Genomic DNA, 25,358 nt, shown 5'->3' with positions numbered 1-25,358 from the left:
ATCACCGCGGATACGCACCCGCGTAGTCCTTCAGCACCAGAGCGTTCGCCGCTTCGCGAATCGGGCGGGCCATCTGCTCCAGGACGCGGTTGCGGCCCGGGAGGTACGGCATCAGCCTGATCATCCGGGTGTTGAACCACGCGAACGCCCGCGACCGCGGGATGATCCCGCGCAACGCCGTCTTCGCCAGGGCCTGGTTCTTCTCGATGTACGGGCGCATTTCGCTCTCGTAGCGGGCGAACGCCACCGTGTGGTCGCCGGACGCCGCTGCCAGCTCCCCCGCCAGGACGTACGCGCCCACCAGCGCGAGGCTCGTGCCCTGGCCCGACGCCGGGGAGGCGCAATATCCCGCGTCGCCGAGCAGGGTCACGCGGCCGGCCGACAGGTGGTCCATGACGATCTGGCACACCGGGTCGAAGTAGAAGTCGCCCGCCTCACGCATGGCGCCGAGCAACGCGGGGATCTCCCAGCCCAGGCCCGCGAACCGGTCCGCGACGAGGTCCTTCTGGCCCTCGACGTCCCGGCGGTCGTAGGTCAGCGGCGGGGCGGTGAACCAGAACGCGGCCTTCGCGTCGTCGGCGCGGGCCGTGCTGTAGACGTTCACCATCTTGCCCGCGGCCGCCGAGTGCAGCAGCTCCCAGCGGTCCAGCTCCAACGTGTTGGGCACGGTGGAGATCGAGATGTACGCGTCGAACCGGCGCAGGAAGTCCTCCTCCGGGCCGAACGCCAGCGCGCGGACGCCGGAGTGCAGGCCGTCGGCGCCGGCCACCAGGTCGAACCGGCGCGGTGCGCCGTGGGCGAACGTCACGTGGACGCCGTCCGCGCGCTCGTCGAGGCCGGTGATCCAGTCGCCGAAGACGTACTCGGTGTCGTCCCGCGTCGCGGTGTAGAGGATCTTCGCGAGGTCGCCGCGCAGGATCTCGGTGTCGTCGCCGTGGCGGAAGCCGAACGTGTCGGCGTCCAGTGTCGCCAGCTCCTTGCCGCGCTTGTTCACGAACGCCGCGCCGAGCATGTCGGTGCTCGCCGCGTGCACCTCCTCGAGCAGGCCCATGCGGCGGACGACGTCGACGGCGACACCGCGGATGTCGACCTTGTAGCCGCCTTCGCGCAGGCTCGGGGCGCGCTCGACGACGGTGGTGTGGAAGCCGTGGCGGTGCAGCCAGAAGGCGAGGGCGGGGCCGCCGATGCTGGCGCCGGAGATCAGGATGCTCTTCGTCATGGCCCGAACTCTGGGCGCGGCCGCTGACCGCTCACGAACCGAGCGCGAACCGCCGCTGACCGAACTCGCTCAACGCCTGCTCAGGGGGCATTTCGCGGCCGCGATCGAAGGCTTCCGCGTACGCCTCGGCACCGATCCGCGCCCGCACGCGGTCGGTCACCGAAGCCACGTCGGCGTCTCCGGCGACCGGTGCGCCGCGCAGACCGACCGCGACGCCGAGCAGGAACGCGGCCCGCGCGTCCTCGGTCCGCGCGGCGAGGACACCCGCCAGCCCTTCGACCGCTTGGGCCGCGCCCGGCAGGTTCCCGTGCTCGAGCGCCGTGGCCAGCGCCTCCTGGTGCAGGTCGGTCGCCTCGTCGAGGTGACCTTCGGCGACGGCCGTCCAGCCGAAGCCGGTGTGGAGCCGGATCCGCGTCTCGCCGCCGGTGACCGGGTCGACGGCGAGACCGACGGCCGCGGTGTACCAGCGCCGGGCCGCGGCCAGGTCGCCCGCGCGCCGGGCGATCTCGCCCAAGCCGCCGCGAGCCCGCGCGAGCGTCACCGTTGTCCCGGCCGCGCGAGCCATGTCGGCCGCGGCTTCGTAATCGGCGCGAGCGGTCTCGGCGTCTCCGGCCCGCAGCACGCCGTCGGCGCGGCGGCAGCGCAGGTCGGCGGCGTCCTCGAACGCACCCAGCTCGCCGGCCAGCCGCACGGACTCGTCCATCAGCTCCCGGAACCGCACGTGGTCGCCGCGCCAGTCCGCGAACTCCGCGAGCTTCTCCAGCGCGCTGGCCTCGCCCCAGCGGTCGCCGAGGGCGCGGAACCCGTCCAGCGACGCCGAAAAGTGCGTCTCGGCCTCCGCGATCCGGCCGCTGTACTGCGCGCCGAGGCCGTCGCCGATCCGCGTGAACGCCCGCGACCACGGATCGTCGCCGACGAGCGCGGCCAGCCGGGCGCCGTCCCGCACCTTGGTGTGCGGGGAGAACGCCCACAGCAGGAAGAGGTACGGGTACCGCAGCGGCCCGTCGAGCGCCCGCAGGATCGGCTCCGGCTCGACACCGGCGCCCGACGCCTGGATCAGGCACAGGACGTACTCCTCGGCCAGTCCCGGCGGCGGCTCGGCCCCGAAGGCGGCGACGACGGCGTCCGCGAACGGCGTCACCTCGCTGCGCAGGCCGCGCAGCCACCAGTACCAGGTCAGGGCCGCGATGAGCCGCACGGCGGTTTCCGGTTCCTCGGCCGCGCTCCACCGCAATGCCGCGTGCAAGTCGGCGTGCTCGGCGGTCAGCGCCGCCAGCGCGGTCAGCTGGTCCGCGCCACGCAGTTTCGGTTCGGCGGCGCGGGCGAGGTCGAGGAAGTACCTCGCGTGCTCGGCCCGGCGGTCGTCGCCGTGCTCGGCGCAGAACGCGCGGATCGTCTCCAGCATCCGGTACCGGCCGTCGGCGAACTCGACGAAGGACTTCTCGACCAGGCCCGTGAACAAGGCCTCGGCATCGGGGTCGGTGTCGCGGTGGGCGTCGGGCTCGGCGCAGACGCGTTCGACCGCCTCCAGCCGCGCGCCGCCCACGAACACCGCGAACCGGGCCGCGAGCCGCTGTTCGTCCGGTTCGAGGAGGTCCCAGCTCCACTCGACGACGCCGCGCAGGGTCCGGTGCCGCGGCTCGGCCGTGCGGTCGCCGCGGGACAGCAGGCGGAAGCGGTCGCCGAGCCGGGCGGCGATGTCGTCGGCGGACAGCGAGCGCAGGCGGGCGGCGGCGAGTTCGATCGCCAGCGGGAGGCCGTCGAGGGCCGCGCAGATCCGGGCGACCGCGCCCGGGTCGGGCACGCTGCCGGGGGCGACCGCCGCGGCCCGGTCGGTGAACAGCCGCGCCGCGGCGCCGGCGGGCAGGGCGCCGACCGGCACCACCTTCTCGCCGGTCAGGCCCAGCGGTTCGCGGCTGGTGGCGAGCACGCGCAGGCCGGCGCACGCGCCGAGCAGCCGCCGGACCAGCCGCGCCGCCTCGGCGACGACGTGCTCGCAGTTGTCGAGCACCAGCAGCAGCGACCGGTCGGCGAGCGCGGCGGCCAGCCGGTCGGCGGGTTCCCCGGCCACGCCCGGCGCGAGCACACCTTGTTCACGCAGGCCCAGCGCGGCGAGGACGGCCCGCGGCACGTCGGTCGTCGTCGCCAGCTCGACGAAGCACGCTTCGCCGGCCGCGGCTTCGATGGCGAGCCGGGTCTTGCCGGCACCGCCCGGCCCGGTGAGCGTGACGAGCCGGGCGTCCGCGAGGGCTCCGCGGAGGTCGTCGAGCTCGGTCCGGCCGACGAACCCGGTGAGCGGCACCGGCACCGGCCGGGCGGGCGCGGGTTCGGCGGCGCGCAGGACGGCGACGTGCGCGTCCGCCAGCTCCGGCGACGGGTCGGCGCCCAGCTCGTCGGCGAGGCGTTCGCGGATCTCGGCGAAGGCGGTCAGGGCCTCGGCGGACCGGCCGCTGCCGTGCAGCGCGCGGATGAGCTGGGCGGTGAGCCGTTCGCGCAGCGGGTGCTCGCCGGCCAGCTCCCGGAGTTCCGCGACGAGCTGTTCGTGCCGGCCGAGCGCGAGATCGGCTTCGACGCGGTCCTCGGTGGCGGCCAGGCGCAGCTCGGCCAGCCGCGCGGCCCGCGGCGGGTCGGCGAGCCCGTCCAGCGCGGGTCCACGCCAGAGTGCGAGCGCTTCGGTCAGCAGCGCCGACTTCGCAGCGGGGTCGGGGGTCGCCCGCGCCTCGGCGGCGAGCCGTTCGAACCGGTGGACATCGACGTCCTGGGGGTCGACGGCCAGCCGGTACCCGGCGGGGCCGAACTCGACGAGCCCGTCCGCAGCCCCGCCGTCCCGCAGGCGCCGCCGCAGCCGCGAGACCTGTGATTGAAGTGCTTCGGCGGCACCCTCGGGAGGGCGGTCCCCGTGCAGGCCGTCGATGAGCCGACCGGCACTGACGACGCGGCCGGCGTCGAGCGCGAGAAGGGCGAGGAGGCCCCGGAGCTGCGGACCGCCGAGGGGGACGGAGGTCCCATCGGGACGGCGGGCTTCGACCGGCCCGAGGATCGCGAACTGCACGCCGCCGATTCTGGCTCAGGACGGGGTCCGGCGGTGCGATTCCGCGAAGTCTCGCCGGACCCGGCGACGACGCCGTCTACCGCAGCTTCCGGAAGAACGCCCGGATATCCCCCACCAGCAGCTCCGGCGTCTCCATCGCCGCGAAGTGGCCGCCCTCGGCGAACTCCGACCAGTGCTCGACCTTCTCCTCCGGGTCCATGATCCGCCGCACCACCGGCGACGTGTTGAACACCGCCCAGCCCGCGGGCACCGCCGACGGCGCCAACCACCCGTGCCCGGAATGCGCGGCCTCGTAAAGGAACCGGGCCGCCGTCGCGCCGCTGCGCGTGAACCAGTACAGGCTGACCGTCGTCAACAGCCTGTCCCGCGAGATGCCCCGGCCCGTCCACGCCTGGAACTTCTCGGCGATCCACGCCAGCTGCCCGACCGGCGAATCGGTGAGGGCGGCCGCGATCGTCTCCGGCTTGTGCGACTGCAGGTCCAGGTACCCACGGCCCGCCTTCCACGCCTCGCGGGCCGCGTCCAGTTCGGCCTGCTCGGCCTCGGTCAGGTTGTCCGGCAACGGAAGCTGCTCCCCCGCCAGCGCGATCGTGCCGCGGTCGCTGGTGACGTGCGTGCCGAGCCCGCGGTCCGGGAACAGCGCGGCCAGCCGTCCGGTGACGCCCGCGCCGATGTCGCCGCCCTGGGCGGCGAAACGGTCGTACCCGAGGCGCGTCATCAGCTCCGCGAACGCGTCCGTCGTGCGGGCCAGCTCCCAGCCGGGCCCGCTCAGCGGCGTCGAGAACCCGAAGCCCGGCAGCGAGGGCACCACGACGTGGAACGCGTCGGGGCCCGGCTCGGTCAGCGGCCCGATGACGTCCAGGAACTCGGCGAAGGTGCTCGGATAGCCGTGCGTGAGCAGCAGCGGGACGGCGTCCGGGTCCGCCGACCGGACGTGCAGGTAGTGGATCGTCTGGCCGTCGATCTCAGCCGTGAACTGCGGAAACGCGTTGATCGCCGCCTCCTGCGCGCGCCAGTCGAAGCCGTCGCGCCAGTACTCGGCCAGCTCCCGGACGTTCTCGGTCGGGATGCCGCGGGACCAGTCCGGGGCATCACCGGGCACGGGGTCGGCGAACCGGGCCTCGGTGAGGCGCCGGCGCAGGTCGTCGAGGTCGGTCTGCGGGATTTCGATGCGGAAGGAGTTCGTCATGAGCAGCACGCTACGAACCATTGCGGAAGACTTTCTTCCGCGATTCGTGCGATGCTCGGGAAATGTTGCAGACCTCCGCCCGCCTGCTCCGGCTGCTGTCGCTGCTCGAGACCCGGCGCGACTGGACCGGCGCCGACCTCGCCGGGCGGCTGGGTGTCACCCCGCGCACCGTCCGCAGCGACATCGGGAAGCTGCGCGACCTCGGCTACCCGGTCGAGGCCTCCCCCGGCGTCCAAGGGGGCTACCGGCTCGGCGCGGGCGCGCAGCTGCCACCACTGCTGCTCGACGACGACGAGGCGGTGGCCGTCGCGGTCGGGCTGCGGACGGCCACCGGCGTCGCCGGGATCGGCGAGACGTCGGTGCGCGCGCTCGCGAAGCTGGAGCAGGTGCTGCCGTCGCGGCTGCGGCACCGGGTGCACGCCCTGCAGGCCGCGACGGTCTCGGTGCCGGGAACCGGCCCGTCGGTCGACGCCGACGTCCTCACGGCGATCGCCTCGGCCATCCGGGCCGGCGAACGGCTGCGGTTCGACTACACCAGCCACGACCGCGCGGCCAGCCGCCGGGACGTCGAGCCGCACCGGCTGGTCAGCCTGAGCCGGCGCTGGTACCTCGTCGCGTGGGACACCGCGCGCGACGACTGGCGCACCTTCCGCGTCGACCGGATGACGCCGAAACTGCCCAACGGGCCCCGTTTCACCCCGCGCGAGCCGCCGGAGGGGGACGTCGCGCAGTTCGTGCAGCGCAGCGTGGGCGCGGCGACCTGGCGCTACCACGCGAAGGTCCGGCTGCACGCGCCCGCGGAGTACGTCCGCGCCCGGCTGCCGCTCGCGGTCGAGCTGACGCCCGAGGGGCCGGACCGCTGCGTCGCCGCGGTCGGCTCGGACAGCGCGGCCATGCTCGCGCTGTACCTCGGGCTCCTCGAAGTGGACTTCGAGGTCCTCGACGCGCCGGAGCTGGCCGCCGAGCTGGCCAGGACGGGCGAACGGTTCCTGCGGGCTAGCGCAGGGAGTTCGCCAGCTCCTCGATGATGACCATCTGCTCCCGCACGCCGACCTCCATGCCGGACTCGAGGATCATGTCGCGCAGTTCCTTGCTGCCGGTCACGGTCAGCAGCTCCAGGCGCGTGCGGTCGCCGTCGAGGGCGGTGAAGGTGGCCGTGTTGAGCGGCCCGTCGACGGAGTCGAGGTCGACGCCCGGCATCTCGAACACCTCGGTGTAGACGATCTTCTCGTCCGGCACGACCTCCCGGTACTCCCCGTGGAAGCCGACCTCGGCGCCGTCGTTCGTCTCCAGCACGTACCGCCAGCGGCCGCCGGGCCGCAGGTCCATCTCGACCTTCGTGGTCGTCCCGCGCTCCCCGGCCCACCACCGCTTCACCAGCTCCGGCGTCGTCCACGCGCGGTAGACCAGGTGCCGGGGCGCGGCGAACTCGCGCGTGATGAGGATCCGGTCGTCGGCCGGGGTCGTGATCTCCATGTCACCGCTCCTGTTCCTTGAGTTCTTCGAGGACGTCGTCCAGCAGCTCGAAGCGTTCCGACCAGGTCCGCTCGTAGCGCTTGACCCAGTCGTGGATGGGCTTGAGCGCGTCGCCGTTGAGCCGGTAGAGCCGCTGACGGCCGTCACCGCGCACGTCCACCGCACCCACCTCCCGCAGGACGCGCAGGTGCTTCGACACCTGCGGCTGGGCCAGGCCGAGCGCGTCGACGAGGTCGCCGACGGACCGCTCGCCGTCCATGAGGACGTCGAGGATCTGCCGCCGCCGGGGCTCGGCGACGGCGTTGAAGGTGTCCGCCGTTGTCGCTGCTCGTGCCACGGGAGCATCATATGCCCATATGGGTATGCGTCAAGAGCCCGCATCCTGGGCACGCTGGGCTCCGGCGCCGCCGTCTGCCACGATCGGCCCATGACCTCCCGGGGCGACGGTCCACAGAGGACGGACGCGCGCGGCGCCCGGCGGAGTGCCAGCGCGAGCGCCGTCCTGCGGGCGATCCTCGACGACGGCCCGATCGCGCGCAGCACCATCGCGCGGCGCACCGGGCTGTCCGCCGCGGCCGTCACCGGGCACGCGGCCGAGCTGCTGCACCGCGGACTCCTGCGCGAACTCCCGGGAGCCGGACGGCGAAGCGTCGGGCGGCCGCACGTGCCCGTCGACCTCGACACCGCGCGGCACGTCGCCGGCGCCCTGCACCTGGCCGTGCACCACGCCACCGTCGCGCTGCTCGACCTGCGCGGGAACGTCCTGGTGCAGCACGAAGAACCGCACGACGGCCTGGCCGCCGAAGACCTCCTCGCCCGTGCCGCCGAGATCCTCGACGACCTGCTGCTCGGGCACGCCCCGGACCGCGAGCCGCTCGGCCTGGGCGTCGCCACCGGCGGCTGGGTCGACCGCGCGTCCGGCACCGTGGTCGACCACCCGCTGCTGGACTGGAAGAACGTGCCCGTGCGCGACCTGCTGGCCGAGAGCACCGGGCTCGCCGTCGAGGTGGACGGGCACGCGCGCGCCCTCGTCCACGCCGAACGTCTTTTCGGCCACCCGAAGGCGCGCGAGAGCGTCGTGCAACTGTTCGCCGGCAACGTCGTCGACGCCGCGTTCGCGACCGGCGCCACCGTGCACCACGGGCCGCGCTCGGCCGCCGGGGCCGTGGCGCACCTGCCGGTGGACGACAGCGCCGAGCCGTGCCGCTGCGGGCGCACCGGCTGCCTCGAAGCCACCGTTTCGGAAGCGACGCTCGCGCGCAGAGCCGGCGTGCCCTTTCCGGAACTGCTCGCTCTCGCCACGGCCGGGGAAACCGCGGCGGTGCGGATGTTCCACGACCGCGCCCGGCTGATCGGGCAGGCGGCGGCATTGCTGCTCGACGTGCTCAACCCGGCCGTGCTCGTGGTGGTCGACCGGAGTGTAGCCCAGGTGCCCGGCTGCCTTCCCGCCATCCGGGACGAGGTCCGCGAACGCTCGCGAGGATGCGCCGATCCGGCGGAAACCGTTGTGCCGACGAGCTTCCCGGGCACGGAGCTGGCGACGGCCGGCGGCGCTGTGCTCCTCGACGTCCTCTACGACGACCCGCTCGGCCCGCTGCTGTCCGGGTTGCCGCGCGCCTCGTGAACCACCCGAGTTATTTCACGAACTCGCAAAATTGACCGTCCGCTCGGCCGCCCCGAACAATCGAGGCATCCCCGCCGACTCCCGGAACGGACGAAACCACCGTGAAGAAAACCTTGCCCCTCTTGGCCGCCGCCGCGGTGCTGCTCGCCGGGTGCGCGTCGGCCACCGCGACCGGGGCCCCCGGCCAGCCCGAGAAACTCGAGCTGCGCTACCAGGGCAGCGCGAACTCCGTGACCCTGCCCGAGCTCGCCGAGGACCTGGGCTACTTCGGCCCGGTCAAGCTGAAGTGGGTCGGCAACACGATCAGCGGCCCGCAGGACATCCAGTCCGCCGCCACCGACCAGACCGACTTCGGCGGCGCCTTCACCGGCGCGGTGGTCAAGCTGGTCGAAGCCGGCGCCCCGGTCAAGGCGGTCGTCAACTACTACGGCTCCGACGCCAAGGCGTTCATCGGGTACTACACCAAAGAGGACAGTCCGATCCGGACCGCCCGTGACCTGATCGGCAAGAAGGTCGGCGTCAACACCGCCGGCGCCAACCTGGAGGCGGCACTCGACACCTGGCTGAAGAACCAGGGGCTCTCCGGCGACGAGATCAAGCAGGTCCAGCTCGTCGTCATCCCGCCGGTGAACGCCGAGCAGGCCCTGCGCAACGGCCAGCTCGACGTCGTCGCACTGCAGGGCATCCTGCAGGACCACGCCCTCGCGGCCGGCGGCGTCCGCTCGCTCTTCAGCGACGTCCAGGCCTTCGGTCCCTACAACGGCGGCCCGTACGTGCTGCGCACCGACTTCATCAAGAAGTACCCGGAGACCACGAAGATCTTCGTCTCCGCGGTGGCCAGGGCGATCGAGTGGGAGCGCACCACCCCGCGCGAGCAGGTGATCGCCCGCTTCACCAAGATCATCGAAGCCCGCGGCCGCAACGAGAACACCGGCACCCTCAAGTACTGGAAGAGCGTCGGCGTCACCCGCGGCGGCCTCATCGGCGACCAGGACTACACGCTCTGGCAGCCGTGGCTGAAGGAGCAGGGCTACATCAAGGGCGACAAGATCGACACCTCGAAGCTCTACACCAACGAGTTCAACCCCTACCGTGACGGTGCCCCGGCGGTGACCAAGTGATCGGCATCCGTTCGGTGACCAAGACCTTCGGCGCGCTCACCGCCCTCGACGACGTCTCCCTCGACGTCGCCGACGGCACGTTCCTCTCCCTCGTCGGGCCGAGCGGCTCCGGCAAGTCGACGCTGCTCGACCTGCTCGGCGGGCTCACCACCCCGACGTCCGGCGAGGTGCTCATCGACGGCGAACCGGTGCGCGGCCCGGGACTCGACCGCGGGGTCGTCTTCCAGCAGTACGCGCTGTTCCCGTGGCGCACCGCCCGCGCCAACGTCGAGTTCGGCCTCGAAGGCGGGCCACTCGGCAAGCGGCACCGAGCCGAGCGGGCGCGCGAATACCTCGCACTGGTCGGGCTTTCCGGGTTCGAGGACCGCTACCCGCACGAGCTGTCCGGCGGGATGAAGCAGCGGGTCGCGATCGCCCGCAGCCTCGCCTACGACCCCGCCGTGCTGCTGATGGACGAGCCGTTCGCCGCCCTCGACGCGCAGACCCGCGAGCAGCTGCAGGACGAGCTGCTGCGGATCTGGCGCCGCACCGGCAAGACGATCGTCTTCATCACCCACGGCATCGACGAAGCCGTCTACCTCGGCCAGCGGGTGGCCGTGCTGACCTCGCGGCCCGGGCGGCTCAAGGCCGTCGTGGACATCGACCTCGGCGACCGCGCCGGTGACGTCCGCTCCGACCCGGCGTTCGGGCGGCAGCGCCACCGGCTCTGGGAACTGCTGCACGACGAGGTCCGCAAGGCGGCCGAACACGAACGGAGCGCGGCCGGATGACCACCACCCTCGAGAAACCATCCGTCCACATCGGACCTGCGAGCCCGCCGGCGAAGCCGCGGCGGTGGCGCGAGCGACTCGCCCGGGCGGTCCACGCGTCCGCCGCGATCGTGCTGTTCGTGGCGCTGTGGGAGCTGGTCCCCCGGTTCGTCCTCGACGAGGGCACCCGGACCTTCCTGCCGCCCCTGTCGGAAGACCTCCAGGCGCTGTGGGACCTCGTTCTCGACGGCGAGCTGGCCGACCACCTGCTCGCCAGCGTCGGCCGCTCGGCCGCCGGCTTCGCCGTGGCCGTCGCGGCCGCCGTGCCGCTCGGGCTGCTGATCGGCTGGTACCGGCCGGTCGCGCGGTTCCTGCAGCCCCTGCTGGAACTGGCCCGCAACACCGCCGCGCTGGCCCTGCTCCCCGTGTTCACGCTGCTGCTGGGCATCGGCGAGCTGTCCAAGGTCACGCTCGTGGTGTACGCCTGCGTGTGGCCGGTGCTGCTGAACACGATCGCCGGCGTCAACACCGTCGACCCGCTGCTGGTCAAGGCGGCCCGCTCGCTCGGGCTGTCCAGTCCGCGGCTGTTCCGGAAGGTGATCCTGCCCTCGGCGGTGCCGACGGTGTTCACCGGCATCCGGATGGCGGCGTCCTACTCGATCCTGGTGCTGGTGGCCGCCGAGATGGTCGGCGCGAAGGCCGGGCTCGGCTACCTGATCAACACCAGCCAGGTGAACTTCCAGATCCAGCAGATGTACGCCGGGATCATCGCGGTCTCGCTGCTCGGCGTGCTCGTCAACGCCGGCTTCGTCGCCCTCGAACGGCGGTTTTCCACCTGGCGCCCCAAGGAGAAGCCATGATGCACCTCAACGCGTTCGTGATGCCGAACGGCCACCACGAAGCCGCGTGGCGGCACCCCTCCACCGACCCGCACCGGGCCCGGACGCTGCAGCACTACGTCGACATCGCCCGGACCGCCGAGCGCGGCAGGCTCGACTCGCTGTTCCTCGCCGACGGTGTCGCGCTGTGGGGCAACGTCAAGCACAACTCCCACAGCCACTTCGAGCCGTTGACGCTGCTGTCCGCCCTGGCCGCCAGCACGGTCCACATCGGACTCATCGCCACGGCGTCGACGACCTACAACGAGCCCTACCACCTGGCGCGCAAGTTCGCCTCGCTCGACCACCTCTCCGGCGGCCGCGCGGGCTGGAACATCGTCACGTCGGCGGGCATCGACGAGGCCCGGAACTTCAACCTGGCCAAGCGACCCGCGCACGCGGCCCGCTACGACCGGGCCGAGGAGTTCGTCGAGGTCGTCAAGAAGCTGTGGGACAGCTGGGACGACGACGCCGCGCTCGTCGACCGCGCGACCGGCGTCTACGCGGACACCGACCGGATCCGCCCGATCGCGCACGACGGCGAGCACTTCCAGGTCGGCGGGCCGCTCAACGTCGAACGCCCGCCCCAGGGGTACCCGCTGCTGGTGCAGGCGGGCTCGTCCGAGACCGGCAAGGAGTACGCGGCCCGGCACGCCGAAGCCGTCTTCACCGCTCAGCAGACTTATCCCGAGGGCAAGGCGTTCTACGACGACGTCAAGGGCCGGCTCGCGAAGTACGGCCGGGCGCCGGAGGAGATCAAGATCCTCCCCGGCATCTCGCCGATCCTCGGCCGCACCGAGGCCGAAGCCCGTGAGCGCGAGGCCGAGCTGAACGCGCTGATCACGCCGGACTACGGGCTGCGGCAGCTGTCGAAGATGCTCGACCACGACGTCACCGGCTACCCGCTGGACGGCCCGCTGCCCGACGTCGGCAGCTTCACCGAAGGCGGCCAGAGCCGGTTCGAGCTGGTCGTGGGCCTGGCCCGGCGCGAGGACCTGACCATCCGGCAGTTGCTCGAACGGCTGGCCGGCGGGCGCGGGCACCGCGTCTTCGCCGGGACGCCCGTCCAGGTCGCCGACGAGCTGGAGGCCTGGTTCACCGGCGGCGCGGCGGACGGCTTCAACGTCATGCCGCCCACCCTGCCCGGCGGGCTCGACGACTTCGTCGACCTCGTCGTGCCGGAACTGCAGCGGCGCGGGCTCTTCCGCACCGAGTACTCCGGCACCACCCTGCGCGAGCACTACGGCCTCGCGCGTCCCGTCAACCGCAACCGAGTGAAGGAGCCCGCATGACCACCATCGGCACCGACGTCCGCAAGCTGACCGGGAGGATCGGCGCCGAGATCATCGGCCTCGACCCCGCCGGGGATCTCGACGCCGCCCAGGTGGCCTTCCTCACCGACGCCCTGTACGAGCACAAGGCGCTGGTGTTCCGGAACACCGACCTTGACGACGACGGCCAGCTGCGGTTCGCCGCCCGCTTCGGCGAGCTGACCAAGGCGCACCCGACGGTGCCCGCCGCCGAAGGCGCGCCGACGATCCTGCCGGTCGACAGCGAGCTGGGCCGGGCCAACCACTGGCACACCGACGTCACGTTCGTGCTCAACCCGCCGAAGGCCAGCACGCTGCGCAGCCTCGTGGTGCCGCCCTACGGCGGGGAGACACTGATCGCGAACGCCGCCGCGGCCTACCGGGACCTGCCGGAGCCGCTGCGGGCGTTCGCGGACACGCTGCGGGCGGTGCACACCAACGACTACGACTACGTCCAGCCGCCGGAGACGGTGGACGAGCGGGAGCAGGCGCGGCGGGCCCAGTTCGTCTCGCGCAAGTACCGGACCGTGCACCCCGTGGTGCGGGTGCACCCGGTGACCGGCGAGCGCGGCCTGTTCATCGGCGGGTTCGCGCAGCGGATCGAGGGGCTGTCGGTGAGCGAGTCCCGTGATCTGCTGCGGCTGCTGCAGTCCTACGTGACGCGCCCGGAGAACATCGTGCGCGTCGCGTGGGAGCCGAACCAGCTCGTGCTGTTCGACAACCGCATCACGCAGCACTACGCGATCGACAACTACGACGGCCTGCCGCGGCGCCTGAACCGCGTGACGGTGGCCGGCGACGTCCCGGCGGGCATCGACGGGCGGCCGAGCGAGTCCCGGGAAGGGGACGCCTCGCACTACACCTCGGTGGCGTGACCCGGGGGCGGGACGGGCGTGCGCTCAGCGCCCGTTCCGCTCCATCGCGCGAAAGTAGTCCCAGGCCCGGCTGACCAGCGCGGGGTGCGTCCGCAGGTCGATCGCCGTGCGGGCCAGCGCGGCCGCCGAGGCCAGCATCGCCGACCGGCCGCGCTCGCCGGCCGACGCGGCCGCGAACTCTTCCGTGTGCACCGCGTGCTCCTCCGCCGCGATCGCCACGAACGGGTGGATCGTCGGGACCCGGACGCTCACGTCCCCGATGTCCGACGAACCCGGGTACACCCCCGGCGCGGGTGGTGTCGCGTGGATCCCGCGTGCCGCCAGGTGTTCGGTGAACCGCTCCGACAGCACCGGGTTGTCGCGGAAGTGCGCGAACCCGCGCCCTAGGCGTTCGACGTCGACCTTCGCGCCGGTCGCCAGCGCCGCGCCCTCGGCGCAGGCGCCGACGTCCTCGGCCAGGCGGTCCAGCGCCGCGGTCGTCAGCGCTCGGAGCCCGAAGCGGCCTTCGGCGCGGTCGGGGACGATGTTCGTCGCCTCGCCGCCGTGGGTGATGATGCCCTGGACGTGGGAGCTCGCGGGCAGCCGCTGGCGCAGGGCCGCGACCGCGCCGAACGCCTGGATCAGCGCGGCGAGGGCGTCGACGCCCTGCCCGGGATCGCCGGCCGGGTGCGCCGCGCGACCGTGGAAGGTCACCTTCAGCTCGACCTGCGCGGTCAGCGGTGCCCACGACCACGAGTGGACGCCGGGGTGGACCGTCAGGGCCGCGTCGACGTCGTCGAAGACGCCGGCCTCGGCCAAGGCGACCTTGCCGCCGCCGCGTTCTTCGGCGGGGCAGCCCACGGCGAGCAGCGACCCCGGGCTGTCGGCCAGGATCTCCTTGGCGGCGAGGGCGGCGCCGAGCCCGGCCGCGGCGATCAGGTTGTGCCCGCACGCGTGGCCGAGCCCGGGCAGCGCGTCGTACTCCAGCAGCAGCGCGACGCACGGCCGCCCGGTCCCGGCCCGCGCGACGAACGCCGTGGGCAGGCCGCCGACACCGGTCTCGATCTCGAAGCCGTCCGCGGCCAGCTCGGTGGTCAGGCGTTCGGCGGCCGCGTGTTCCTCATAGGACAGTTCCGGCCGCTCGTGCAGTGCGGTGGCCACCGCCCACAGCCGTTCGTCCAGCCGCTCGATCCGCTCGTCCGCCCGCTCATGCAGTTCTTCGTGCCACTCCATGCCCACCGGCCTACCCCCACCACGCACGGTCACGCCACCGTCAGTCTTTCACAGGTCGCGGGGCTAGGCCTTCGCGCTCTTCAGCGCCAGCGGGTTCTTCGGCGCGGCCGAGCGGGCGTCGATCATCCGCTGCCCCAGCTCCTGCAGCCGCTTGCGGCCCATCGCGGAGCGGACCTCGGGGAACCACTCGTCCTCTTCCTCCTCGACGTGGTGGCGGACGTTCTCCGTCAGCACCGTGACCTTCGCGTCGAACGTCTCGTGGTGCGGGTCGAGGTCGACCAGCTCGGAAAGCATCCACACCACCACGTGGTGCTCCTCGACGCTCTCCAGGACGTGATCCTTCGTCTCCGGCACGGCCTCGCGCGCGGCCGGGTAGAAGATCTCCTCTTCGATGTACGCGTGGACCGTCAGCTCTTCGATGATCGCGTCGGCGATGCGGCGCTTCTCGCGGTACGCCTCGTCCCCCGCCTTCTCGAACTCCTTGAACAGCTTCTCGACGGTCTTGTGGTCGTTCTTCAGCAGCACGATCGCGTCGGTCGACATCGGTTTCCTCACGGTGTGGCCAGGTCCCGCAGGGCGACCTGGGAGTTCTCCAGTTCCTTCGTCATCAGCAGGGCGATGGTGCCGGCGTGGGCCAGTGCCCGGCCGACGTTCCCCACCGAGTCCCACGTCGCCGCGACGCCGTCTTCGGCGACGCGGCCGGCCAGCAGGCCCTCCTCGAGCCGGTCCTGCAGGGCGGGCAGCAGGTGGGTCAGGTCGTCCGCCAGCAGCCGCAGCGAGCCGAGCACGCGGTACATCTCGGCCGGGGAGTCGATGTCGCCGTCACCGACGCAGCGGGACAGCCGGCGCACGGTGGCCCCGGCGTCGGCGGCCAGCAACGACGGCGAAGAGGCGGTGCTCGGATCCATAGCCGCCCGGTTACCCGCTCGCCGACAGGGGAAACGCCGTTTGCGCGGCACCCCGCCCGGGTATCCCACCGGCTCCCCCGATCCCCAGGAGAACACCGGTGAACGCAGACGTGCTGACCTTCGGCATCGAAGAGGAGTTCTTCGTCGTCGACCGGCGTGGCCACCTCTCTCAGGCCGGCGACGACGTCGTCGACGCCGCGGAAGCCGCGGCCGACGGGCGGGGCGAGTTGCAGCACGAGCTGAACCTGTCCCAGGCGGAGGCCGCCACGGACATCTGCAGCACGCACGCCGAAGCGCTGCGCCAGGTGAGCGGCCTGCGCGACGACCTCGCCCGCGCGGCCCGCGCCCGCGGCTACCGGCTGCTGCCCGCGGGCGCGCCCCCGCTGTCCGAAGTGGACCCGCCGCGCATCACGCCCAACCCGCGCTACCAGCGGATGGCCGAACACTTCGGCGCGACCGCGTGGACCTCGCTCACCTGCGGCTGCCACGTCCACGTCGCGATCCCCGGCAAGGAAAGCGGGATCCACGTCCTCAACAGCGTCCGGCCGTGGCTGCCCGCGCTGCTGACGATCACCGCGAACTCGGCCGTCGTCGACGGCTACGACACCGGCTACGCCAGCTGGCGCTACCACCAGTGGAGCCGGTGGCCTTCGGCCGGGCCGCCGCCGCGGTTCGCGTCGCTCGACGAGTACGAGAGCATCGTCGACGGCTGGCTGCGCTCGGGCGCGATCCTGGACCGCGGAATGGTCTATTGGGACGTCCGGCTGTCGGAAAAGCAGCCGACGCTCGAATTCCGCATCTCCGACGTCGCCGCCACGCCCGTGGAGGCGGTGCTGCTGGGAGTGCTGGCCCGCGGCCTCGTCGCGACGGCGCTGGCCGACGACGCCCGGCCGCCGGAGCTGTCGAACGAGGTGCTGCGCGGGCAGCTCTGGCGGGCGTCGAAAGAAGGGGTGACCGGCTCGTGCCCGCATCCGCGGACCGGCGACCTGCAGCCCTCGAAGACGGTGCTCGACGATCTGATCGAGCTGATCGCGCCCGCGCTGGAAGCGGCGGGGGATCTCGATTTCGCGCGGGAGACGACGGCCCGGCTCATCGCCGAAGGCGGCGGTTCCGACCGGCAACGGCGTGCGTTCGCGGAGAAGAACCGGGCGGAAGCCGTCGTGGACCTGCTGACCGGCGGCTAGAAGACGGGCCCGCCGAGGTCACCCAGCACCCGGAGCGCGCGCCCGGCGGCGTGGGAGCGGCCGGGGTCGACGACGAGGTGGACATCCGCGGCTTCGGCGTCCCGCTGGGCCTGCAGGAGCACTTCCAAGCCGGCGGAACCGAGGAACCCGACCTCGCCGAGGTCGACGCGCAGGACGGCGGGGCGGGCGCGCAGGTGCCCGGCCAGCGTCGCGCGCAACCGGGGTGCGGTGCGGCCGTCGATTTCGCCCGTCACCTCGACGACGATCGCGTCGGCGCTCTTGCAGCGGACCTCGGTGCGCAGGTCGGAGGGGGCGCGCGGCGAAGGCAGACGGTCGTGCGCCGTAGCCGTGCGGGCCTCTCCCGGCCGGGAACAAGTCGTCATGAACGGAGAAGTACCCCTGGCGCGTCGAGCACCAAACAACGCCACGGCCCAGGCACGTTTCCGGCGGCTTGAACCGGCTCCGGCGGGGTATCCGCCCGGAAAGGATCCCGACGGAAGGCACCGCGATGACGTCCCAGGACCACACGCAGGACCCGGCCAAGCCGGCGGAAGGCACCGGCGGCGAAGACCCGCACGGCGACACCTCGCAGGCCCAGCGCGAAACCCTGCGCGGTGAGCAGGGCACGTCGAGCGGCGACCAGCACGACGACAGCGACCCGCAGTCCGGCTGACCCGGTTCGGAACCGCCGGCGGCCGAGGTCGCGTTCGGACTGTCCGAACGCGACCTCGGCGTGCGCGTCGACCGCTACCCGCCGCCGAGACCGCCGGAAGCGTCGGTACGCCGGGTGAGCACGGCCCAGACGGTTTTGCCGCCCGACCAGGAACGGCTACAGCCCCACACCCGCGCCACCTGGGCGATCATGCGGAGACCGAGCCCCGGTTCGAGGGCTCCCAGCCGCTCCAGCAGGACCGCCTGCGCCGCGTCGTCGTCGCTGACCGCGACGCTCAGGACGCCGCGCCGCAGCTCCAGGCGCAACCGCGGGAGCGAGTCGGTGTGGCGGATGGCGTTCTCGACGAGTTCCGTCGCGACCAGCAGCGCATCCTCGGCGAAGTGCGGCACGCCCCACTCGGCGCAGATCCGGCGGACGAAGTCGCGGGCGAGGGCCGAGGAGTTCGCCGAGCGGGCGAGCAGCTGGGCGGCCCGCCGCCGCGGCGGCCGGGACAGCAGGTTCTCGGCCGTCTCGCGGTCGTCGTGCACCGGGACGAACCGGTCGACGGTCCGCTCGGCGAACATCGTCCGGTGCTCGGGACGGCCGGTGACGACGGTGAAGGGGATGCCCGGCCAGTCACCGATCCGCAGGGCGACCAACGAGAACACGGTCACCAGCGCCGCGTCGCCGATCTCCAGCCCGTCGATGTCCGCGATCAGCCCGTCGGGTGCCTCCGTGGCGATCTTGAGCAGCCCGTCGCGCAGGTGGGGGTAGGACTCGCCGTCGAGGACCCCGGTCACGAGAGTGGTCGTCGCCGCGGCCCGGTGCCGCGTCTCCAGGTGTAGCCGGCCGCTCACCGCGTGGTCCCCTCCCCCGCGTCCGCCGACAGCGTGAGCGGCGACCGAACCGGCGCAGGTACGGCTTCGACACCGCCGGCGCACGCGCCGACGACCACGACGTCCCGCGGGGATGCGGGCAAGGCCACCACCTCCTGCGAACACGGTAGACCCAGAGATCCCGCGCGGGTAGCCCAGCGGAGGCAGGACGAAACGCGTGGTCACGCCCCGGCGAACTCCGGCGCGTCCACGCACGCTTGGTACTTGTGCGTCCTCTCGTGCTCGGTGTGCGCCGCCACGAACAGCCGTCCTGTTCGGTCTACCCGGCTCCCGATCGGCCGAATCGGCCCGCCCGGCCGAGTTTCGGCCCACCTGCAGCGGGCATCCCGCGCGCATGACCGCACTGCCCGAACCGCTTTCCCTCTGGGTCGAGACCGCGCCCGCGCCGGACCGCACCGGGGTGCCGCTGCCCGCGGAGGCCGACGTCGTGGTGCTCGGCGCGGGCATCGCCGGGCTCACCACCGCCGTGCTGCTCGCCCGCGCCGGGCGGTCGGTCGTCGTGCTGGAGGCGGAGCGGGTCGCCGCCGGGGTGTCCGGCCACACCACGGCGAAGGTCAGCGCCCAGCACGGGGCGAAGTACGCGAAGCTGGCGTCCCGGCACGGCGCGGACGCTGCCGGGATCTACGCCGCGTCGCAGGCGGCCGCCCTCGAGTGGATCGCGGCGACGGCGGCCGACGACGGGATCGACTGCGGATTCACCCGCGAAGACAGCTACGTCTACACGACGCGCGAAGACACCGTCGACTCGCTCAAGCGGGAGGCGGCCGCCGCCGCGGCCGCCGGGCTGCCCGCGTCGTTCGTCGAAGACGTCCCGCTCGACGTGCCCGCGCTCGGCGCGGTCCGGACCACCGGGCAGGCCCACTTCCACCCGCGCCGGTGGCTGCTCGGGCTCGCCGCCGGGATCGAGCGCGCCGGCGGCACGGTCGTCGAACACGCCCGCGCGACCGCGCTGAACGGGCATACCGTCCGCACCTCGCGCGGCGACGTCGTGGCGGGCGAAGTCGTCGTCGCGACCCACTACCCGGTGCTCGACCGCGGCCTGTACTTCGCCCGGCTCGAGCCGGTCCGCGACCTCGTCGTGGCGGGCCCGGCGGCCGGGAACGCCCCGCCGGCGGGCATGTTCCTCGACGCCGACACGCACCACTCCGTGCGCGGGTACACCGAGCAGGGCACGCCGATGGTGATCGCCGGCGGCGAGCACTACCGCGTCGGGGCGCACGTGAACGTCGAGCGCCGGTACGGCCGGCTCGCGGACTGGGCGGACGCGCACGCGGGCCTGCACCGCGTGACCCACCGCTGGTCGGCCCACGACATGTCCACTCCGGACGGCATGCCCTACATCGGCCGCTACCTGCCGGGGACGAAGAACCTCCGGGTGGCCACCGGGTTCGGCCAGTGGGGCATGACCGGCGGCACCGCGGCCGGGCACATCCTCGCGGCGGGGATCCTCGGCGAGCCGCACCCGGCCGCGGACCTGTTCGACCCCAACCGGTTCGACGCCCGCTCGGTGCTCGGCGTGGCCGAGGACAACCTCACCGTCGCGCGGTACCTGATCGGCGACCACGTCGCCGCGCTGTGGCGCACGGAGAAGCTCGACGACCTCCGGCCCGGCGACGCGGCGGTCGTGCGCGTCGGCGGCGAGCTCGTCGCCGCCCACCGCGACGAAACCGGCCGGCTGCACACCGTGGGCGCGCACTGCACCCACCTCGGCTGCCTGGTTTCGTTCAACGACGCGGAAAAGACGTGGGACTGCCCCTGCCACGGCTCACGGTTCGGCGTCGACGGCGAAGTCGTGCAGGGCCCGGCGGTCCGGCCGCTGCGCCCCGGGCCCGCGTGAGCCGCCCGCGCGTCGTCACGATCGACGTGCCACCTGGCCCGGGTGATCTCCCCGGACCGCGGGTTTTCCCGGTACACCGGGCGGGTATTCGCGCCGATGGGACGCACCAGACTCCGGCGCAGTGACCTGCGCGGCCCGGGTATCCGGCGGGTCCGCCGCGGGCGCGGGTTCTCCTACGCCACCTCCGATGGCGAGCCGGTCACCGACGCGGAGCTGCTCACCCGGATCAAGGACCTGGTCATCCCGCCCGCGTGGCGGGACGTGTGGATCTGCCCCTACCCGAACGGGCACGTCCAGGCCGTAGGGACCGATGACGCGGGCCGGCGCCAGTACCTCTACCACGAGCAGTGGCGCCGGGACCGCGACGAGGAGAAGCACGACCGCGTGCTGGCGATGGCCCGCCGGCTCCCGGACTGGCGGGCGGCGGTCGAGGCCGACCTGGCCGGGCGCGGCCTCACCCGGGAGCGGGTCCTCGCGGCGGCGCTGCGGATGCTCGACCGAGGGGTCTTCCGCACCGGCGGCGAGGAGTACGCCGAGGAGAACGGCACCCACGGCGTCGCGACGCTCCTGCGTTCCCACGCGGCGGTCCGCGGCGACGAGTGCCGGTTCTGCTACGTCGCCAAAGGCGGTCTCGACCGCGAAGTGGCGATCCGGGACGCCGCGCTGGCCTCGGTGGTGAAGTCGCTGTTGCGCAGCCGGGCGGGCAGTGACCGGCTGCTCGTGTACCGCGCGGGCCGGACGTGGCACGAGGTGCACGCGGCCGACGTCAACGAGCGGTTCAAGGAGCTGGCCGGCGACGACTGCACCGCGAAGGACCTGCGCACCTGGAACGCGACGGTACTGGCGGCGACCGCGTTCGCCACGGCGGACCCACCCGCTTCGGAGGCCGCCCGCAAGCGCGCGGAGGCCGGCGTGATGAAGGAGGTCTCACGGGCACTCGGCAACACCCCCGCGGTGTGCCGATCGTCCTATGTGGACCCGCGGCTGGTGGAGGCGTACCGCGACGAGCGCACGATCGCGCCGGCGCTGAAGCGGGCCGCACGCCTCGAGGGCGACGACGCGCGGGCCGTGCTGGAGAAAGCCTGCGCGCGGTTGCTCAGCCGCGCGTGATTGAACATCACCCGGGCGGGGAAACCGTCCGATGGTTCCGCACCGACGAGGGACAGGAGACACGGTGAGTGAGCGACGATCCACCCGTCCGTGTACTGGTCCGCCGACCCGTTCTTCCGGGAGCCTGGGACCGATGAATCCCGACACCTCTTCCGTGCGCTGGCGCGCGTCGATCGCCTTGGCGGTCGGCGGCGACGGCCCGGTGTCGAGCATCGTCGAGTCCGACCACGGGAGCGAGGGCTCGGCCCGGGAGTGGATCGAGCGGAAGCTGCCGGGCACGAGGTTCCCGGCGTGGATCCCGGCCGCCCGGCGCGCCGACGGCGTGGAGTTGTTCGGCCGGGTCGCCCGCGGGCGGGTCGTGACGGGCCGGCTGCTGCCGACGTGGGAGTCCGAGGCCACTCAGGTGTGGCACGCGGACCGGGCCGGCGATCAGGTGTCGTGGCGCCGCTGCGCGGCCGAAACCGACTGAGACCGCTGCGGAACGAGCCACCGTCGGTGGCGGATTGCCGCGACCCGACACGTCCTGAACGCGTCAGGCCCCCACATCCGTGCGCAGCAAGCAGAACTCGTTCCCCTCCGGGTCCTGCAGCACCTCCCAGGACTCACTGCCGTCCTGACCGACGTCCGCGCGCCGCGCGCCCAGCGCCACCAGCCGGGCCAGCTCCGTCTCGTGGTCGCAGCCCGCCGGGCTCACGTCCAGGTGCAACGGCAGCTTGCCGCCGCGGGGGTTCGCCGTCCGGGCCAGCACCAGCGTCGGCGGTCCGGCGCCGAAGCGACCACCGGGCGGGCCCAGCTCGAGGCCGTCCGGCTCGTGGCCGACGACCTCGTAGCCGAGCACCGCGCACCAGAACTCCGCGAGCCGGTCGGGGTCCCGGCAGTCCAGCACGAGCTCGGTGATCCGGCAGGCCATCCGCTCAGCTCCGTTCGGTTTCCCTGGCCACGTCCGCGGCTTCGTCGTCGTCCATCGCCTTCGTGTCGCGCGGGGGCAGGAACGGCTCCTCCTGATCCTCCGCACGCCCCGCCTCGATCGTGCGCCCGCGGGCCACCTCGGCGTCCAGCTCCGCCCCCAGCAGCACGGCGAGGTTCGAGATCCACAACCATACAAGGAACACGATCACGCCGGCCAGCGAACCGTAGGTCTTGTTGTACGAGCCGAAGTTCGCGACGTACAACGCGAATCCCGCCGACGCCAGCACCCACAGCACCACCGCGACCAGCCCGCCCGGAGTCAGCCACTTGAACCCCGGCTGCCGCACGTTCGGCCCGACCCAGTACAGCAACGCGAACGCCAGACTGACGAGCAGCGCGATCACCGGCCACTTCGCGATCTCCCACACCAGGACGCCCGTCGAGCCGAGTCCGATCAGGTCACCGATCCGGCGGGCGACCGAGCCGGTCGCCACCACGCCCAGCGCGCACGCCGACAGCAGCACGACGATGCCGATCGTCAGGCCGACCCGCAGCGGGATCGTCTTCCAGATCGGGCGTCCTTCGGGCATGCCGTAGATCGAGTTCGACGCGCGCATGAACGCACCGACGTACCCCGACGCCGTCCACAGCGCACCGAGCAGGCCGATGATCGCCAGCGGCCCGGCCAGGCCGCGCGAGCCGGCCAGCTCCTTGATCGCGCCGACGAGGATGTCCTTGCCCTGGCCCGGAACGACCTGGTTGATCGTGTCGATCACCGTCTGGATCGCGGTCGGGCCCAGCAGCCCGAGGATCGCCGTGAGCACGATGATGCCCGGGAACAGCGACAGCACGGCGTAGTAGGTGAGTGCCGCCGCCCAGTCGGTCAGGTTGTCCCGGTTGAACTGCTTGAAGGTGCGCTTGAGCACCGCGCCCCACGTCCGCTTGGACAGCTCGCCCGGTCCTTCGGGCTCTTTCCGCGTTCTGGCCACCATTGCCGCCTCCTGCTTCGTCGGCGCAGGCATACCCCGTCCGCGACGGGGTACTCCTGGCTCGCCGCCGACGAGCAGGAGGAAGCCGTGACCGAGGTCAGCCGCGTGATCGACGTGCCACCCGAGGCCGTGTTCGAGGTTCTCGCCGACGGCTGGCTCTACGCCGGCTGGGTGGTCGGGAGCTCGCACATCCGAGATGTCGACCTGGACTGGCCGCAGGTGGGTTCGCGGATCCACCACAGCGTGGGCCCGTGGCCGGTGCACATCCAGGACGAGACGGTCGTGACGGCGGTCGAGCCGGGCCTGTCGCTGTCGCTGGAGGCGCGGGGCTGGCCGCTCGGCGCGGCGGCGGTCGGCCTCACGCTCGTGCCGCACGGCGAAGGGACCCTGGTCCGGATGACCGAGCACATCGTCCGCGGGCCGGGGAAGGTGCTGCCGGCCGCCCTGCAGTCGCTGCTGATCAAGCCGCGCAACACCGAGTCCCTGGCCCGGCTGGCCGACCTGGCGACGGGCAAGCACGCCCGTGCGGAGAGCGGCCACCCGCGCCCGTGACGCTCGAAGCCGGACCGCGGGTCAGCCGTAGATCGCGCGGTGGGCCGCCCGGATCACGGCCGCGTATCCCCCGCCCAGCCGGCCGCCTCGCGCCAGGGCCGCCCGGGCCGCGTTCGCTCCCGGTCCGCCGTGCACCGCGCCGCCCGGGTGCGCCGACGCTCCCGCCAGGAACAGCCGGTCCACCGGCGTGTCCGCGCGCCCCGTCCCCGGCACCGGGCGGAAGAACAGCTGCTGGTGGATCGCCGTCGTCCCCGCGTTGATCGCGCCGCCCACCAGCCCCGGGTTGCGGTCCGCGAGCTCGGCGGGCCCCTGCACGTACCGGGCCTTGATCAGGGCGGTGAACCCCGGCGCGTTCGCCTCGACCGTCTCCTCGATGCGCTTGGCCCGCCGCTCCAGGGCCGCGCGGTTCTCCATCGTGCCGCGCGGCACGTGTGTGTAGGCCCACGCTGCCTCCGTGCCCGCCGGCGAACGCGTCGGGTCGGTCGTGGTCATCTGACCGAGCAGCAGGAACGGGCGGCGCGGCGTCCGGCCGCGGGCCAGCTCGCCCCCGAACGCCGAGAGCCCGTCGAGATCCGTGCCGAGGTGGACTGTGCCCGCGCCCCGGGCACCCGGTGCCGTCCACGGGATCGGGGCGGACAACGCCCAGTCCACCTTCACCGTCGCGCTGTCCCATTCGAACTTGCCGAGGTCCTCGACCAGCCGCGGCGGCAGCCACTCCTCCCCCACCAGCTCGCGGTACAGCAGCGGCGCGGGGACGTCGGCGAGCACGGCCTTGCGCGCCCGCACCGGGTCGCCGTCGGCGTCGCGCACGCCGAGCGCGCGGCCGTCGCCGACGAGGACCTCCCGCACCGGGCGTCCACAGTGGACCTGACCGCCGCGGGACTCCAGCCGCCGCACCAACGCCGAGATCAGCTCGCCGGCGCCGCCTTCGGGGACCGGGAACCCTTCGTCCTGCCCGATCATCGCGAGCAGCCAGCCGAAGACCGCGCTGCCCGCGTTGTCCACGGACAGGTCGCTGTGCGCGGAGTTCCCCGCCACCAGCAGCCGGGCGCCTTCGCCGTCGAACAGCTCGTCGCCGAACCGGCGGGCCGGCAGCGTCAGCATGCGCGCGAGGCGCAGCGCGTCCGCCGTACCGGTGCGGCGCAGCAGCTTCAGCGCCGGGCGGACCGGCGGGAACGGCGTGAACAACGCGTTCAGCAGGGGCTCGCGGATGTCCCGCCACTCCTCGAACAGCCGCTTCCACGCGTCGCCGTCGCCGGGCGCGAACTCGTCGACCGACGCCGCCGTGCGGTCGACGTCCCGGGACAGCACCACGCTCCGGTCGTCGGGCAGGACGTGCGCCAGGACGTCGGGCGCGTGCCGCCACCGCAGGCCGTGCTCCTCCAGCCGCAGGCTCTTGATCGCCGGCGACACCGCGGTCAGCGGGTAGAAGGCGCTGAACAGGTCGTTGCGGAAGCCGGGCTCGGTGACCTCGGCGGTCCGCACCGCACCGCCCGGGTGGTCCGCGGCCTCCAGCACGAGCACCGACCAGCCCGCGTCCGCGAGGATGTTCGCCGCGACCAGGCCGTTGTGCCCCGCGCCGATCACGACGGCGTCGACGGCTTCGGTACTCACTG

The 25,358-nt window shown here is 73.1% G+C and carries 26 protein-coding genes; 13 read left to right on the top strand and 13 right to left on the bottom strand.

The features are described from left to right. Position 1 precedes the first annotated feature (1 nt). From AA23TX_RS17970 to AA23TX_RS17960, 3 genes are all read right to left on the bottom strand, one after another. Positions 2 to 1,219, bottom strand: coding sequence for an FAD-dependent monooxygenase (locus AA23TX_RS17970; RefSeq protein ID WP_155543650.1), 1,218 nt, complete (start codon positions 1,217 to 1,219; stop codon positions 2 to 4). A 31-nt stretch (positions 1,220 to 1,250) separates the two neighbouring features. Further along, the gene (locus tag AA23TX_RS17965) at positions 1,251 to 4,271 is read right to left on the bottom strand and encodes an ATP-binding protein (protein WP_155543649.1); all 3,021 of its coding nucleotides are present in this window, start codon (positions 4,269 to 4,271) and stop codon (positions 1,251 to 1,253) included. Between the two features lie 76 nt (positions 4,272 to 4,347). Continuing rightward, the gene (locus AA23TX_RS17960; RefSeq protein WP_155544507.1) at positions 4,348 to 5,469 is read right to left on the bottom strand and encodes an epoxide hydrolase family protein; all 1,122 of its coding nucleotides are present in this window, start codon (positions 5,467 to 5,469) and stop codon (positions 4,348 to 4,350) included. 53 nt (positions 5,470 to 5,522) lie between these two features. On the opposite strand from AA23TX_RS17960, the gene AA23TX_RS17955 reads away from it, so the two are divergent. Then, positions 5,523 to 6,488 (top strand): helix-turn-helix transcriptional regulator, encoded by a 966-nt coding sequence (locus tag AA23TX_RS17955; protein ID WP_155543648.1) that lies wholly within the window; start codon positions 5,523 to 5,525, stop codon positions 6,486 to 6,488. On the opposite strand, the gene AA23TX_RS17950 is transcribed toward AA23TX_RS17955, so the two are convergent. Together AA23TX_RS17950 and AA23TX_RS17945 are read right to left on the bottom strand one after the other, a co-directional pair. Further along, positions 6,457 to 6,936: an SRPBCC family protein gene (locus tag AA23TX_RS17950; RefSeq protein ID WP_155543647.1), complete on the bottom strand. Its 480-nt coding sequence runs from the start codon at positions 6,934 to 6,936 to the stop codon at positions 6,457 to 6,459. The two genes, AA23TX_RS17955 and AA23TX_RS17950, sit on opposite strands and share 32 nt — an antisense overlap. A gap of 1 nt (position 6,937) precedes the next feature. Beyond that, positions 6,938 to 7,273, bottom strand: coding sequence for an ArsR/SmtB family transcription factor (locus AA23TX_RS17945; RefSeq protein WP_155543646.1), 336 nt, complete (start codon positions 7,271 to 7,273; stop codon positions 6,938 to 6,940). 90 nt (positions 7,274 to 7,363) lie between these two features. Here AA23TX_RS17945 and AA23TX_RS17940 point away from each other — a divergent pair, with 90 nt between their 5' ends. The 6 genes from AA23TX_RS17940 (at position 7,364) to AA23TX_RS17915 (ending at position 13,493) form a co-directional block, all read left to right on the top strand. Then, positions 7,364 to 8,560: an ROK family transcriptional regulator gene (locus AA23TX_RS17940; RefSeq protein ID WP_155543645.1), complete on the top strand. Its 1,197-nt coding sequence runs from the start codon at positions 7,364 to 7,366 to the stop codon at positions 8,558 to 8,560. Between the two features lie 101 nt (positions 8,561 to 8,661). Next, complete coding sequence (locus tag AA23TX_RS17935) at positions 8,662 to 9,681, top strand: ABC transporter substrate-binding protein (protein ID WP_155543644.1); 1,020 nt, start codon at positions 8,662 to 8,664, stop codon at positions 9,679 to 9,681. Continuing rightward, positions 9,678 to 10,451, top strand: a complete 774-nt coding sequence (locus tag AA23TX_RS17930; protein ID WP_155543643.1) for an ABC transporter ATP-binding protein — start codon at positions 9,678 to 9,680, stop codon at positions 10,449 to 10,451. Before AA23TX_RS17935 ends, AA23TX_RS17930 begins: the two co-directional genes overlap by 4 nt. Beyond that, positions 10,448 to 11,290: an ABC transporter permease gene (locus tag AA23TX_RS17925; protein ID WP_155543642.1), complete on the top strand. Its 843-nt coding sequence runs from the start codon at positions 10,448 to 10,450 to the stop codon at positions 11,288 to 11,290. The genes AA23TX_RS17930 and AA23TX_RS17925 overlap by 4 nt, the downstream gene beginning before the upstream one ends. Next, positions 11,287 to 12,600 (top strand): LLM class flavin-dependent oxidoreductase, encoded by a 1,314-nt coding sequence (locus tag AA23TX_RS17920; RefSeq protein ID WP_155543641.1) that lies wholly within the window; start codon positions 11,287 to 11,289, stop codon positions 12,598 to 12,600. Before AA23TX_RS17925 ends, AA23TX_RS17920 begins: the two co-directional genes overlap by 4 nt. Continuing rightward, entirely contained in the window at positions 12,597 to 13,493 is an 897-nt protein-coding gene (locus tag AA23TX_RS17915; RefSeq protein ID WP_155543640.1) for a TauD/TfdA dioxygenase family protein, read from the top strand. The genes AA23TX_RS17920 and AA23TX_RS17915 overlap by 4 nt, the downstream gene beginning before the upstream one ends. Before the next feature lie 24 nt (positions 13,494 to 13,517). Here AA23TX_RS17915 and AA23TX_RS17910 read toward each other — a convergent pair whose 3' ends face one another. From AA23TX_RS17910 to AA23TX_RS17900, 3 genes are all read right to left on the bottom strand, one after another. Further along, a complete protein-coding gene (locus tag AA23TX_RS17910; protein WP_155543639.1) occupies positions 13,518 to 14,705 on the bottom strand; it encodes an amidohydrolase in 1,188 nt (395 codons plus the stop codon). Between the two features lie 63 nt (positions 14,706 to 14,768). Next, the gene (locus tag AA23TX_RS17905; RefSeq protein WP_155543638.1) at positions 14,769 to 15,248 is read right to left on the bottom strand and encodes a hemerythrin domain-containing protein; all 480 of its coding nucleotides are present in this window, start codon (positions 15,246 to 15,248) and stop codon (positions 14,769 to 14,771) included. A gap of 8 nt (positions 15,249 to 15,256) precedes the next feature. Then, a complete protein-coding gene (locus tag AA23TX_RS17900) occupies positions 15,257 to 15,613 on the bottom strand; it encodes a hypothetical protein (protein ID WP_155543637.1) in 357 nt (118 codons plus the stop codon). A gap of 98 nt (positions 15,614 to 15,711) precedes the next feature. Between AA23TX_RS17900 and AA23TX_RS17895 the strand changes: the two genes are divergently transcribed. Next, complete coding sequence (locus tag AA23TX_RS17895; protein WP_155543636.1) at positions 15,712 to 16,797, top strand: carboxylate-amine ligase; 1,086 nt, start codon at positions 15,712 to 15,714, stop codon at positions 16,795 to 16,797. Here the strand turns inward: AA23TX_RS17895 and AA23TX_RS17890 are convergent. Further along, the gene (locus tag AA23TX_RS17890; protein ID WP_155543635.1) at positions 16,794 to 17,180 is read right to left on the bottom strand and encodes an STAS domain-containing protein; all 387 of its coding nucleotides are present in this window, start codon (positions 17,178 to 17,180) and stop codon (positions 16,794 to 16,796) included. The genes AA23TX_RS17895 and AA23TX_RS17890 overlap by 4 nt on opposite strands. Positions 17,181 to 17,305: 125 nt before the next feature. Between AA23TX_RS17890 and AA23TX_RS49630 the strand changes: the two genes are divergently transcribed. Continuing rightward, entirely contained in the window at positions 17,306 to 17,470 is a 165-nt protein-coding gene (locus AA23TX_RS49630) for a hypothetical protein (RefSeq protein WP_196425367.1), read from the top strand. A 74-nt stretch (positions 17,471 to 17,544) separates the two neighbouring features. Here the strand turns inward: AA23TX_RS49630 and AA23TX_RS17885 are convergent, their stop codons facing one another. After that, positions 17,545 to 18,306 carry an ATP-binding protein gene (locus tag AA23TX_RS17885; protein ID WP_155543634.1) on the bottom strand — a complete coding sequence of 254 codons (762 nt, stop codon included), beginning with the start codon at positions 18,304 to 18,306 and terminating at the stop codon, positions 17,545 to 17,547. A gap of 373 nt (positions 18,307 to 18,679) precedes the next feature. Between AA23TX_RS17885 and AA23TX_RS17875 the strand changes: the two genes are divergently transcribed. From AA23TX_RS17875 to AA23TX_RS17865, 3 genes are all read left to right on the top strand, one after another. After that, complete coding sequence (locus AA23TX_RS17875) at positions 18,680 to 20,182, top strand: FAD-dependent oxidoreductase (RefSeq protein ID WP_155543632.1); 1,503 nt, start codon at positions 18,680 to 18,682, stop codon at positions 20,180 to 20,182. 96 nt (positions 20,183 to 20,278) lie between these two features. After that, complete coding sequence (locus AA23TX_RS17870; protein WP_155543631.1) at positions 20,279 to 21,292, top strand: DNA topoisomerase IB; 1,014 nt, start codon at positions 20,279 to 20,281, stop codon at positions 21,290 to 21,292. Between the two features lie 133 nt (positions 21,293 to 21,425). Then, positions 21,426 to 21,761, top strand: coding sequence for a hypothetical protein (locus AA23TX_RS17865; protein WP_230862552.1), 336 nt, complete (start codon positions 21,426 to 21,428; stop codon positions 21,759 to 21,761). A 63-nt stretch (positions 21,762 to 21,824) separates the two neighbouring features. Here AA23TX_RS17865 and AA23TX_RS17860 read toward each other — a convergent pair whose 3' ends face one another. Continuing rightward, on the bottom strand, positions 21,825 to 22,202 hold the full coding sequence (locus AA23TX_RS17860) for a VOC family protein (RefSeq protein ID WP_155543630.1): 378 nt from the start codon (positions 22,200 to 22,202) through the stop codon (positions 21,825 to 21,827). Between the two features lie 4 nt (positions 22,203 to 22,206). Next, positions 22,207 to 23,223 (bottom strand): YihY/virulence factor BrkB family protein, encoded by a 1,017-nt coding sequence (locus AA23TX_RS17855; protein WP_155543629.1) that lies wholly within the window; start codon positions 23,221 to 23,223, stop codon positions 22,207 to 22,209. 54 nt (positions 23,224 to 23,277) lie between these two features. Between AA23TX_RS17855 and AA23TX_RS17850 the strand changes: the two genes are divergently transcribed. Next, a complete protein-coding gene (locus AA23TX_RS17850) occupies positions 23,278 to 23,742 on the top strand; it encodes an SRPBCC family protein (RefSeq protein ID WP_155543628.1) in 465 nt (154 codons plus the stop codon). Positions 23,743 to 23,763: 21 nt separating this feature from the next. On the opposite strand, the gene AA23TX_RS17845 is transcribed toward AA23TX_RS17850, so the two are convergent. Beyond that, positions 23,764 to 25,356, bottom strand: coding sequence for a phytoene desaturase family protein (locus AA23TX_RS17845; protein WP_155543627.1), 1,593 nt, complete (start codon positions 25,354 to 25,356; stop codon positions 23,764 to 23,766). Between the last annotated feature and the right edge of the window lie 2 nt (positions 25,357 to 25,358).

Origin of the sequence: Amycolatopsis camponoti, from assembly GCF_902497555.1 — a bacterium.
In the GTDB taxonomy this organism is placed as follows: Bacteria; Actinomycetota; Actinomycetes; order Mycobacteriales; family Pseudonocardiaceae; genus Amycolatopsis; species Amycolatopsis camponoti.
Note: the sequence above shows the minus strand (reverse complement) of the source record. Positions and strands in the feature narration are given on the sequence as shown.